This window comes from Oceaniglobus sp. K40-3 (assembly GCF_055808395.1).
In genome coordinates this window covers 1,227,118-1,238,919 of record NZ_CM147868.1, presented here as the reverse complement: position 1 = coordinate 1,238,919, position 11,802 = coordinate 1,227,118, and the positions used below count along the sequence as shown (strand labels likewise).

General features: G+C 62.2%; 11 protein-coding genes, 1 other RNA gene and 2 pseudogenes. 7 read left to right on the top strand and 7 right to left on the bottom strand.

Annotation, left to right across the window (positions count from 1 at the left end):
* Window positions 1-246: 246 nt before the first annotated feature.
* The 7 genes and pseudogenes from AC0L7P_RS06360 to AC0L7P_RS06330 form a co-directional block, all read right to left on the bottom strand.
* Window positions 247-1,513 (bottom strand): annotated as a pseudogene (locus AC0L7P_RS06360) (IS256 family transposase).
* Window positions 1,514-1,748: 235 nt separating this feature from the next.
* Window positions 1,749-2,127, bottom strand: an RNA gene (rnpB, locus tag AC0L7P_RS06355) — RNase P RNA component class A.
* A gap of 12 nt (window positions 2,128-2,139) precedes the next feature.
* Window positions 2,140-2,803: pseudogene (locus AC0L7P_RS06350) on the bottom strand (N-acetylmuramoyl-L-alanine amidase).
* Window positions 2,804-2,871: 68 nt separating this feature from the next.
* A complete protein-coding gene (locus tag AC0L7P_RS06345) occupies window positions 2,872-3,612 on the bottom strand; it encodes a hypothetical protein (protein WP_473435412.1) in 741 nt (246 codons plus the stop codon).
* 76 nt (window positions 3,613-3,688) lie between these two features.
* Window positions 3,689-5,173, bottom strand: a complete 1,485-nt coding sequence (gatA, locus tag AC0L7P_RS06340) for an Asp-tRNA(Asn)/Glu-tRNA(Gln) amidotransferase subunit GatA (protein ID WP_473434951.1) — start codon at window positions 5,171-5,173, stop codon at window positions 3,689-3,691.
* Window positions 5,173-5,460, bottom strand: a complete 288-nt coding sequence (gatC, locus tag AC0L7P_RS06335; protein WP_473434950.1) for an Asp-tRNA(Asn)/Glu-tRNA(Gln) amidotransferase subunit GatC — start codon at window positions 5,458-5,460, stop codon at window positions 5,173-5,175. Before gatC ends, gatA begins: the two co-directional genes overlap by 1 nt.
* An 85-nt stretch (window positions 5,461-5,545) precedes the next feature.
* Window positions 5,546-5,995 (bottom strand): nucleoside deaminase, encoded by a 450-nt coding sequence (locus AC0L7P_RS06330; RefSeq protein WP_473434949.1) that lies wholly within the window; start codon window positions 5,993-5,995, stop codon window positions 5,546-5,548.
* Window positions 5,996-6,089: 94 nt separating this feature from the next.
* On the opposite strand from AC0L7P_RS06330, the gene AC0L7P_RS06325 reads away from it, so the two are divergent.
* The 7 genes from AC0L7P_RS06325 (at window position 6,090) to AC0L7P_RS06295 (ending at window position 11,784) form a co-directional block, all read left to right on the top strand.
* On the top strand, window positions 6,090-6,899 hold the full coding sequence (locus AC0L7P_RS06325; protein WP_473434948.1) for a pseudouridine synthase: 810 nt from the start codon (window positions 6,090-6,092) through the stop codon (window positions 6,897-6,899).
* 63 nt (window positions 6,900-6,962) lie between these two features.
* On the top strand, window positions 6,963-7,808 hold the full coding sequence (locus tag AC0L7P_RS06320; protein ID WP_473434947.1) for a TerC family protein: 846 nt from the start codon (window positions 6,963-6,965) through the stop codon (window positions 7,806-7,808).
* A 77-nt stretch (window positions 7,809-7,885) separates the two neighbouring features.
* Window positions 7,886-8,089, top strand: coding sequence for a hypothetical protein (locus AC0L7P_RS06315; RefSeq protein ID WP_473434946.1), 204 nt, complete (start codon window positions 7,886-7,888; stop codon window positions 8,087-8,089).
* 1 nt (window position 8,090) lies between these two features.
* Entirely contained in the window at window positions 8,091-8,981 is an 891-nt protein-coding gene (locus tag AC0L7P_RS06310) for a 5-bromo-4-chloroindolyl phosphate hydrolysis family protein (protein ID WP_473434945.1), read from the top strand.
* A 36-nt stretch (window positions 8,982-9,017) separates the two neighbouring features.
* Window positions 9,018-10,208 carry a toxic anion resistance protein gene (locus tag AC0L7P_RS06305; protein ID WP_473434944.1) on the top strand — a complete coding sequence of 397 codons (1,191 nt, stop codon included), beginning with the start codon at window positions 9,018-9,020 and terminating at the stop codon, window positions 10,206-10,208.
* Between the two features lie 34 nt (window positions 10,209-10,242).
* On the top strand, window positions 10,243-11,172 hold the full coding sequence (locus AC0L7P_RS06300; protein ID WP_473434943.1) for a DUF2927 domain-containing protein: 930 nt from the start codon (window positions 10,243-10,245) through the stop codon (window positions 11,170-11,172).
* Window positions 11,173-11,313: 141 nt separating this feature from the next.
* Window positions 11,314-11,784 (top strand): GbsR/MarR family transcriptional regulator, encoded by a 471-nt coding sequence (locus AC0L7P_RS06295; protein ID WP_473434942.1) that lies wholly within the window; start codon window positions 11,314-11,316, stop codon window positions 11,782-11,784.
* Window positions 11,785-11,802 lie beyond the last annotated feature (18 nt).

Here is an 11,802-nt window from a genome sequence, read left to right as displayed (position 1 = left end):
CAATGATGCGAATTACAGTTCCGAGTGACCAGGGGTGAAAGTCACTTGGGCGTCGAGTGATAGGCTGCCTGAAAAAATCAAAGACCGAAACGTAAGCGGGAGAATACCAAGATCCCTCGGGTCACCCGGAGCCTTCGCGTCCGTTGAAGTTCCACAACCTTCGCGACACGGCCTGTCAATGTGATGGTGTCCCATGTCGTGGTGTAGCTCCCGATGGGCCTCGCGCTTCCGGGCGGGCGGAGCTGGTCAGTCGCACTGCGCGGCAGGCAAGCTGACGATGGCATCATCGCAGACTGGTGCGAGCGTTTCCAGTGTCATGTAGCGACCACGCTGGACGGTCCATTCCTCGGCCTGTTCCATCAGGATCGCGCCGACGAGACGTCGTATTGAGGGCTCGTTCGGAAAGATCCCGACGACATCGGTGCGCCGCTTGATCTCGCCGTTCAGTCGTTCGATGGGGTTGGGGGAGTGCAGCTTGGTGCGATGTTGCTGGGGAGCTCGCGCCGGTCCGCCGAAGGCGGCAAACCGTCCGGGGGACGGGTTGAGGCAAGAACGGGCTGAGCCCCATGCAGGCCAGAACGTCCTCCTCGGCTCCATCCATGAGCGTTGCGAGCTTCGGCAGCTTGGGCCGCATCTGATCGGCCACCAGACGCCACTGCACCTTGGCGGCCGTGTGATCTGGTTGGGCGAAGGCGGTGGCGATGAAGGCGGACACGACACGTCGGCTGTTCTTGCCGGCATGGGCCAGGGCATTGCGCTGGAAGTGGACGCGACAGCGCTGCCAGGTTGTGGACAGCACGCGGGCCGTCGCGGCCTTGATGCCTTCGTGCGCATCCGAGATAACGAGCTTCACGCCACTCAGCCCGCGGCGGACAAGGTCACGGAGGAATTCGGTCCAGAAAGGCTCGGCCTCCGAAGCGCCGATCGCCATGCCCAGAACCTCGCGTCGCCCGTCGGTGTTCACGCCGACTGCGAGGGTAACCGCGACACTGACGATCCGGCCGCCCTGGCGAACCTTGAGGTAGGTGGCATCGATCCAGAGGTATGGCCATTCGCCGTTGATCGGTCGGGTCAGAAAGGCATCGACCCGTTCATCAATTTCCTCGCAAAGCCGACTGACCTGGCTCTTGGAGATTCCGGTCCCGCCCATGGCCTGCACGAGATCGTCCATGGCTCTGGTCGATACGCCATGGACATAGGCTTCTTGAATAACGGCCGTCAGCGCCTTCTCCGCGGCCCGTCGAGGCTCCAGGAAAGAGGGAAAGTAGGAACCGGTGCGCAGCCGGGGGATGCGCAACTCCACACTGCCTGCCCGGGTCTGCCAATCCCGGTCGCGGTAGCCATTACGCTGCGCCAGACGTTCGACGCTCTTCTCGCCATAGTCGGCGCCGGTCCTGGCGCCGACCTCCAGGTCCATCAGCCGTTCGGCGGCGAAACCGATCATCTCGCGGAGCAAATCGGCATCGGCGCTCTTTTCCACAAGCGCACGCAGGTCCATCATCTGTTTGGTCATCGGGTGTAATCCTCGGTTCAGGTTGGTCATCACAACCCGACCCTACCGAGAAACCCGATGGCCACCGCAAGCTACACCACGTCCGGGGACGTCACCGTCAATAATTCAGGGCCTGGCCGGTACGAGGCAATATTCAATCCCGGTGAAATCTTTTAATTCCCGGGCGGATCGGTTCCGGCGCCTGGCGGATCGGAATGGCATGACCAGACTGTGTTGTTTTCCACAATATCCAAATTTGCGCGGACAGCCTGTAAGCCGGATTTTGTCCCCTCCGGGTTGCCCCGAAGGTGGATGACCATTCCTCTGGCCCTTTGGTTGCCCAAAGGGTCAAGCTGCCAACCCGGATTTCGGGGCAGAAGCAGCCCTGGGGAAACCCCGTGAAATCCCTATTCGGCATTGCTCCCGGTGGGGCTTGCCTTGCCGGTGGTGTTGCCACCCCCGCGGTGCGCTCTTACCGCACCGTTTCACCCTCACCCGCACATGTACGGGCAGTCTGTTCTCTGTGGCGCTTTCCGTCGGGTTGCCCCGCCCGGGCGTTACCCGGCACCGTTGCTTCTGGGAGTCCGGACTTTCCTCGCATTCCTTGCAGAACACGCGATCATCCAGCCATCCGCGCAAGGGGCGGCTTAGGCGTCGGCGCCGCCTGCGTCAACGGGAAAGCGCGCGGCGATGTCGGCTATAACTGCCATGTCAGAGGCGCAAAGCGGGCCGTCGCCCCAGGGACGGAACCGCAGGCGGACTGCCGCCAGCAATGTGGCGGCGTCCACATCGGCGGTAAACCCTGCGCAGCGTGCAAGCCGGTTGAACCGGGCCTCATCGGTCCCTGCCGGTCCCTCTTCGGGCGCGGAGGGACCGGCAGGGACCGACAAGCCCCCGCGCGGCCAGATGGCAAGCCCCCGGTGCGCCAGGCGTTGCCAGTCAAAGCGCGGCCCGGGGTCAATCTTGCGCCCCGGCGCCATGCAGGAATGGCCGACGACCCGCTCGGGCAGAATGCTCCAGCGCGCCAATATTCCGGCCAAAAGGCTTTCCAGCGTATCCATCTGCGCGGCAGCGAAGGGGGCGCAGCCGGTGTTGGATATCTCGATCCCGATGGAGCGGGAATTCACGTCATCAACCGCGCCCCACCGCCCTGCCCCGGCGTGCCATGCGCGCTGAGCCTCATCCACCATTTGGGTGATCTCGTCCGTTGCTGCCGATCAGATAATGGGCAGACACCTGACTGTCAGGATTGCACAGCCAGTCACAGGCGCGCCGCGCGCTGTCCATGGCGGTGTAATGCAACACCACCATATCGGGCGACACACCGCCCCGGCGTGCTCCGCAATTGGGTGACGCGCGCCACTGGATCGGCGGCTTGCTCAGCTTTTCCCGACTTTGCGGAATGGCGTGGGATCCCAATAGCATGCAAAGCCATCGCCGTCGGGGTCAATACCCATCTTGTCTTTCTGTGGGCCACCACTGCGCAGGAAATCCTCCTGTGCGCGGTCGGATGAGCTGTAACCGGCGCAGGCGCGCAGAAATTTGGAATCGGCGTTGAATCCGCCCCGATCATAGATCTTCTGCCCAACGGCGTTGGTGGTGGACAGGGCATAGGTCACGATGTTGGGTCCATCGCTGCCCGGGCGGGTTGGCACGGCTGTGGGTTGCACCACTGTATAGGCCGCCCGCTGGCGGGCCAGTCGCTCGGCGTCGGATTCGATGGTCTGACGCTCTTTGACGGCGCCAAAATCCTGTTCGTCGGATATCGCCGGGTTATTGGCGGTGATTGGCGCGGTCCTGACCGGTGCGGTGGTGGTGTCCGCAGGGATCGCCGACATCGGCCCGCCCGTAATCGGGCCAGAGTCGATCCCACCGCCGACGGGCAGGCCGGCCGAACGCAATTCGTCTTCGGATATCGCCGGTCGGATTGCTGTTGCGGGCGCCCCGGCCACCGGCGCGCCGTCTGTCACGGTGCCTTGCGGGAACACGGATTCACCCCGGCGCAGAGCCGTTTCACGGTCAATCCGCGATTGCTCATAAGCTTCGTAGTTGGAAAAGCCGACGCCCGCGCCACTGTCGGGAACCGGAGGCTGACAGGCGGCCAGCCCAAGGGTTGCCACGACCAAATACACGCATCTTGCGGAGTTTTGCATCACTGTTCTGCCCAGACCTTCATTGTACTTTTGACCGGCTTACTTACCACCATTTCGCCGGTTTGGCCACAAAGCCCGCCGCACGTTCCAGTGCATAGGCCGTATTCAGCAGCTCTGCCTCTTCCCAGGGGCGCCCGATCAGTTGCAGCCCCAGGGGCAACCCTGTCTTATCAAGGCCCGTCGGCACCGCGACCCCCGGAAGACCGGCCAGATTGACGGTCACGGTAAACACATCGTTAAGATACATCTGCACCGGATCATCGTGGTTCATTCCCAGCGGGAAAGCCGCCGACGGGGTGGCCGGGGTCAGGATTGCATCGATGCCATCGGCGAATACGGTTTCGAAGTCACGCTTGATCAGGGCGCGCACCCGGCGGGCGCGGTTGTAATACGCGTCGTAGAAACCCGCAGACAGAACATATGTGCCAACCATGACCCGGCGCTGAACCTCGGCGCCGAACCCTTCGGCGCGGGTTTTTTCGTACATCTCGGTGATGCCGTCGCCCTGTTCCAGCGTGGCGCGGTGGCCGAACCGTACACCGTCATAGCGGGCCAGGTTGCTGGACGCTTCGGCTGGCGCAATCACATAATAGGCGGGCAGCGCGTATTTCGTATGGGGCAGGGAAATGTCGGCGATTTTCGCGCCTGCATCCTTGAGCATCGCGGTGCCATCGGCCCAGAGTTTTTCGATCGCTTCGGGCATTCCGTCCATGCGGTATTCTTTTGGAATGCCGATGGTTTTGCCGCGGATATCGCCGCTCAGCGCCGCCTCGAAATCGGGCACGGGAAGATCGGCGCTGGTGCTGTCCTTGGGATCGTGGCCGCACATGGCGCCCAGCATGATCGCCGCATCGCGCACATCGCGGGTCATCGGCCCGGCCTGATCGAGCGATGACGCAAAGGCCACGATGCCCCAGCGCGAACAGCGCCCATAGGTGGGTTTCAGCCCCGTAATGCCGGTAAAGGCCGCCGGTTGGCGGATCGACCCGCCCGTGTCGGTGCCGGTTGCCGCAAGGCACAGATCGGCGGCCACAGCCGAGGCCGACCCGCCCGAACTGCCGCCCGGGGTCCGATCGGCGCCATCGGCCCCTTTCCACGGGTTGATCGCATTGCCATAGGTACTGGTTTCGTTCGAACTGCCCATGGCGAATTCATCCATGTTCAGCTTGCCCAGCATCACGGCACCTGCATCGAACAGGTTTTGGGTGACGGTGGATTCGTATTGTGGTTTGAAGCCATCAAGGATGGCGCTGGCCGCCTGCGACGGCACGCCTTTGGTGCAGAACAGATCCTTGATCCCCAGCGGAATTCCGCACATTGCGGGGGCCTCTTCGCTCCCTTTCAGTCGCTCATCGGCGGCGGCGGCCTGTGCGCGGGCAATGTCGGGGGTGTTATGCACAAACGCGTTCAGCGCCCCGGCACCATCAATGGCGCCAAGGCAGGCCTCGGTCAGATCGACCGCGGTGAAATCGCCCTTGCGCAGCCCGTCGCGGGCGGCGGCGATGGTAAGTTTGTTCAGATCGGACATTATTCAACCACCTTCGGCACAGCAAAGAACCCTTCACGCGCATCGGGCGCATTGGCCAGCACTGCCGCCTGCTGATCGCCGTCCGTCACCACATCGGTGCGCCGTTTGAGCCGCTGGGGCGTCACGCTTGTCATCGGCTCTACGCCGGTCACGTCCACCTCGTTCAGCTGTTCGATAAAGCCGAGGATGGTGTTGAACTCACCCGCCAGCGCAGGAAGATCAGCGGGATCGACCTTGATTCTGGCCAGTTTGGCCACTTTGGCGGCGGTTTCGGTGTCGATGGACATGGGCGGCTCCGGTGCAATTCTGTCTGGCATTTAGCGGGTGTCGGGTGCGGCATCAAGCGGATGGCGCCGCATTCCTGCGCGCCGGTCAGCGCAATCGTTGAAAAAACGCCTTTAGCAGCGCTTCGGCCTCGATCGCGGCAATGCCATCGTAGACCTCGGGCGCGTGATGCGCCTGGGGGTGGGTGAACACCCGCGCGCCATGGGCCACCCCGCCGGATTTGGGATCGGCGGCACCATAATAAAGGCGCGCGATGCGGGCGGCGGCAATGACCCCGGCGCAGGCGGCGCAGGGTTCAAGCGTCACATAAAGATCGCAACCGCTCAATCGTTCGCTTTGCAGGGCGGCACAGGCGGCGCGGATCGCCAGCACCTCGGCATGGGCCGAGGGATCGTGGCGTTCGCGGGTGCGGTTGCCCTCTGCCGCCAGGACGGCGCCCCCCGGGCCAACCACCACGGCGCCCACGGGCACCTCGCCCCGGGTGGCGGCAATGCGGGCCTGTTCCAGCGCCAGCGACATATGCGAACGAAACGTCATGGCGCAACATTGCCCGCCCCGTAACGGGCGGCAAGGGGCAGCGGAACGTTACGCCTGCCCTTTTCACGGGCCGCCGGGCAGCGTAGAAGGCCCCATGAGTGAAACACCCCCTCCCGGCGACCGGATCGCCAAGGTTCTGGCCCGTGCAGGCCTGGCCAGCCGCCGCGATGCCGAACGCATGGTCGAAGACGGTCGCGTGACCGTGAATGGACGCCACATCAGTTCGCCCGCTTTGAACGTGACGGAAAGCGACATCATCACCGTCGATGGCAAACCGGTTGAACCGCCCGCCCCCGCGCGGTTGTGGCTGTATCACAAACCTGTCGGCCTTGTGACCAGCGCCCGCGATGAAAAAGGGCGCCCCACGGTGTTTGACCGCCTGCCCGAGGATATGCCCCGGGTCATGTCGGTGGGGCGGCTGGATATCAATTCCGAAGGCCTGCTGTTGCTGACCAACGACGGGGGCATCAAGCGCAAGCTGGAATTGCCCAGCACCGGATGGTTGCGCAAGTACCGGGTGCGGGTCAACGGCACGCCGAGTGACGCCATGCTGGAGCCTTTGCGCCGGGGCGTGACCGTGGATGGCGACCGGTTTCAGGGTATGGACATCACGCTGGACCGGCAACAGGGCGCCAATGCCTGGCTGACAGTGGGCCTGCGCGAAGGCAAGAACCGCGAGATTCGCCGGGCCTTGGAAACCGTGGGCCTGAAGGTGGGCCGGTTGATCCGGCTGAGCTATGGGCCATTCCGGCTGAACGAATTGAAAGCCGGTGAGGTGGAAGAGATCAAGGGCCGCGTCCTGCGCGATCAGTTGGGCATGGAAAGCGCGCCCAAACTGAAGCCGGCGCAAAAGCGAACGGGCCGCCCCGCACCACGCAAACCCGGCAACACCCCCCGCAGATAACCCTTGGCACAAGCACGCACATCGGTTTTTTAATACCACAGGGATAGTTGGAGTATTGGCCCCATGGCAGACCTGTTGACCATCGAAAATCTGGGCCATCTGGTCATGTTGTGTTTCCTTCAGGCGGTTCTGGGATTTGACAACCTGCTTTATATCTCGATCGAGAGCCAGCGTGCGCCAGTGGCCCATCAACGGGCGGTGCGGTTCTGGGGCATCATCATTGCCGTTGCCCTGCGGGTGGTGCTGCTGTTCGTGATGATCCGGCTGATTGATGCCTTGGCGACCCCGTTTTTCGTGATGAACTGGCCGGGCCTTTTGGAAGGCGGGGTGAACTTTGCCACCTGCGTGTTCATATTCGGCGGCGTATTCATCATGTACACGGCGATGAAAGAAATATCTCACATGCTTTCGGTGCAGCATTTGCAGGTTGATGTCGAAGCGAAATCCGCGAAATCCGCGGTAAAGGTCGTGGCGTTGATCGTGATGATGAACCTGATCTTTTCCTTTGATTCGGTCTTGTCGGCGCTGGCCATCACCGATGTGTTTCCGATTCTGGCAACGGCGATCATCCTGTCGGGTGTCGCCATGGTGCTTTTGGCCGATGGGGTAACCCGGTTTCTGGAGCGCAACCGCATGTACGAGGTTCTGGGCCTGTTTATCCTGCTGATCGTCGGTGTCGTGCTGTTGGGCGAAGCGGGGCCTGCTGCCGCCCATGCGAGCCATGACGCCGCGCTGCAAATCAAGGTGTTCGGCTATGACATCATTCCGATGAGCAAAAGCACCTTCTATTTCTCGGTTCTGGTTCTCGTCGCGGTCGAGGTGATCCAGTCCGGCTATAAACGGAAACTGGACCGCGAGCGGCAGTCCCATCAGGGTACGCCGGTCAAGACGCATTCGATTGGGGGCTAGGCAGATTGTCTGACCTCTGGGCAGACCGGGCGCGATGGCCTAGTCTGCCATCAACGGTTTGAAGGAGGCCGAACGCGATGGCCAGATTTGCGATCGTATTGCTGTTCGTTGCCATTCTGGCGGCACTGGCGCTTGGGGTCATGTCCGCCGTGGGCCGGGCTGCGGATGCGGGGCGGGCGCGACTGGCGCAGGCCGAAATGGGGAATGGGGCGATGCAGCGAATGTCTTTCGTGCTTTTGGTGGCACTGATCTTTTACGTTTCCATCTGGGGGAGCGCCTGACATGGCGCAGCGTTTTGGCGGAGAGTTCAGCCCCGACAACGCCGACAAGGACACGTCGCCCAAACCCGCATGGGCGGGCAAAACCCGCTCAAAGGCGGGCGGACGGGTCAATGCCCTGTTTATCGCGCCGTTTCCGCTGTTGCCTCTGGCTTTTGTGAAAGAACCGGTTGGCCTGGCCATCAACCTGTGTGCCTTTGGCCTGTTGATGCTGGCCGCATGGTTGACCCGCGAAGGCGTGCTGGCCCAAGAGGCCTATGACGCGCGCAGGGTGGCCAAACGCCCCGCCATCCCGCGCAAGATTTTCGCCTCGGTGATCACCGGTGCCGCGCTTGGCCTTGTTGGCCTGTTTGGCGGCGATATCGTGTCGCCAGTGATTTTTGCCGTTCTGGGCGCCGGGCTGCATTTCATGGCCTTCGGCGCTGACCCCCTGCACGACAAGGGCGCCGAAGGCGTTGACGCCCATCAGGCCCACCGTGTGGCGCGCGTGGTGGATGAGGCCGAACAATATCTGGCGGCGATCAAGGATGCGATCCTGCGCGCGGGGGATCGGCAGGCCGAAACCCGGGTCGATCATTTCGTGCAGACCGCCCGCGATATGTGCCGCACAGTCGAGGAAGACCCCCGCGATCTGACCTCGGCGCGCAAGTATCTGGGCGTTTATCTGATGGGCGCGCGGGATGCGACGGTGAAATTCGCCGACATCTACAGCCGCACCCGCGATGCCAAGGCCCGGACCGATTATATGGCCCTGCTTGATGATCTTGAACAGGGATTCGCAACCCGCACACGAAAGTTGCTTTTGGAAGACCGCAGTGATCTGGATGTCGAAATCGAGGTGCTGCGCGACCGTCTGGAGCGTGACGGGCTGGTACGCGGCCCGATCAACGAGTAACCCGGTAATCAGACCCATAAGGGAGTGTCTTGTTCCATGTCAGAAACTATCGCCAAAAAGGCCGCCGACCGCCAAACCGAAGTCGACGAGGTGGCGGCCGTCGTTCTGTCTGAACCGGCCGGTGAACTGGTGCCCTATGAACTGGCCGATGCACCGGTTGCCGCCGAGATCGAACGCCGGATCGGGGAAATCGACATCGACGATACGAATTCCATCGTGGCTTTTGGCAGTGCCGCACAGGCCGAGTTGCAGGAAATCAGCCAATCCATGCTGAGCGGTGTGCGCAACAAGGATGTCGGCCCTGCCGGCGATTCCCTGCGCCAGATCGTCACCACGATCCGCGGCTTTTCGGTGTCGGAACTGGATGTGCGGCGCAAACGGTCATGGTGGGAACGGCTGACCGGGCAATTGGCGCCCATGGCCAAATTCACCGCCCGGTTCGAGGACGTGCAGGATCAGATCGACGGCATCACCGACAGGCTGCTGGAGCATGAACACACCCTGCTCAAAGACATCAAATCCCTCGATATCCTTTATGATAAAACGCTTTCGTTTTACGACGAACTGGCGCTGTATATCGCGGCCGGCGAGGAAAAGATCAAACGTCTGGACGCCACCGATATTCCCGCCAAACAGGCCGAGGTTGACGCAGCGCCGGAAGAAACCGGCGTGATGAAGGCGCAGGAACTGCGCGATCTGCGCGCGGCACGCGACGATCTTGAACGCCGGGTACATGATCTGAAACTGACCCGCCAGGTGACCATGCAATCCCTGCCCTCGATCCGGCTGGTCCAGGAAAACGACAAATCGCTGGTGACGAAAATCAACAGCACCATGGTGAACACCGTGCCCCTGTGGGAAACCCAACTGGCGCAGGCGGTGACGATCCAGCGGTCACGCGAAGCCGCCGAGGCAGTGCGCGAAGCCAACGATCTGACCAACGATTTGCTGACCTCGAACGCCAAGAACCTGCGCGAAAGCAACAAGGTCGTGCGACAGGAGATGGAGCGCGGCGTGTTCGACATCGAAGCGGTGAAGGCCGCCAATGCCGATCTGATCGCCACGATTCAGGAATCGTTGCAGATTGCCGACGATGGCAAGGCAAAACGCGCCGCCGCCGAGGATGAGCTGCGCAAGATGGAAGCAGAATTGAAAGATACCCTGTCATCCGCCAAGGCACGCGCCACCGGCACGGGCGATGTGGCCGCCACATCGATTCCGGGCTAAGTGCGTGACACTCAGGTGGGCATGGACAGGCGCAATGGCGGCGCTGATCGGGTTGGCGGGCTGCGATATGCCCCCCAGTCAAGCCGGTTCCACGCCCCCGGCCCGACCGGCCCACAAGCCAGAGGCCAAACCCACGCCCAAGCCAAACGTGGACCCGGGCGCCGAAAGTCATGAACTGGGCATTTATTATCAAAGGATCCAGAACAGCCTTTTGGCGCAGGGGTTGCTGCGGCGCGATGGCGGCGGAACAGACACCCCCTTTGGCGCCCGGCAACTGGTGGAAAACTTTATCCAGATCGCCCTGTTTGAGGAATATGCCAATGTCGGCGGCACACTTGTGGCCCGCGCCACCGCCAGCCGCCTGCACCGCTGGGAACAACCGGTGCGGATGCAGGTGGAATTCGGCGCAACCGTATCGGCAACCAAACGCATTCATGACCGTCGCGCCATCACCCGTTTCGGCGCGCGGCTGTCACGGCTGACCGGCCTGCCCATCCATCAGGTCAGTTCCAACAGCAATTACAATGTGTTCATTGTGAATGAACAGGAACGCCGCGCCCTTGGCCCGCGTCTGCGCCAACTGGTGCCCGGAATCAGCGATCTGGCCATCCGCACAGTGATCGACATGCCCCGATCATCCTATTGTCTGGTGTTTGCGATGGATGGCGACACCGACGGTGCCTATACCCGCGCCGTGGCGGTGATCCGTGCCGAACACCCGGATCTGCTGCGTCTGTCCTGCATTCACGAAGAATTGTCACAGGGGTTGGGCCTGCCCAACGACAGCCCCGCCGCGCGCCCGTCGATCTATAACGACGACGAAGAATTCGCGCTGCTGACCCGTCAAGACGAACTGATGTTGAAAATGCTGTATGACCGCCGCATGCACTCGGGCATGTCGATCAGCGAAGCCCGCCCCGTGGCCAAAACCATCGCGGCCGAATTGCTGGGCGCCGACAGCTAGGGCACGGCCCGGCATCGCTTTCCTGTGGAAATTTGCAATCAAACTGCCCCCACGTCACCTTCGGTTATTTCGTTCAGAAATAACTGAACGAACTTGACCGCCGATGACATGCACATTATCTGCACGCGGAACGGAGGCCAAATGAACCACAGACCTGACATTGACAGCGTGCGCACCGCGTTCATCGAACGCATGGGCATGGTCGCGCACCATGAAGGTATGCCGCGCATGTGCGGACAGCTTCTGGCCATGCTGGTGTTTGACGGCAGCGCGGTTTCCTTTGGCGATCTGGCCACCCGGTTGCAGGTCAGCCGCGCCACGATCAGCACCAGCGTCCGTTTCCTTGAGGAACGCGGGTTGATCCGCCGGTTGAACCGCAAGGGCGAGCGTCAGGATTATTTCCAACTGGCCGAAGATGCCTATGCCACCATGCTGCGCCATGCCCGCACCGGCACCCTGCGGGCCAAATCGGAAATCAGCCTGACCGTTGACGAATTGCCCGACGACGCCGACGACATTCGCCAGCGACTGGATGATTACGCCGGATTCTATGACGCCATCGACGCTTCGATCGCCGATGCCATCACGCGGTTCGATCAGGGCCGCGACTGATACCAGACCAAACACCGC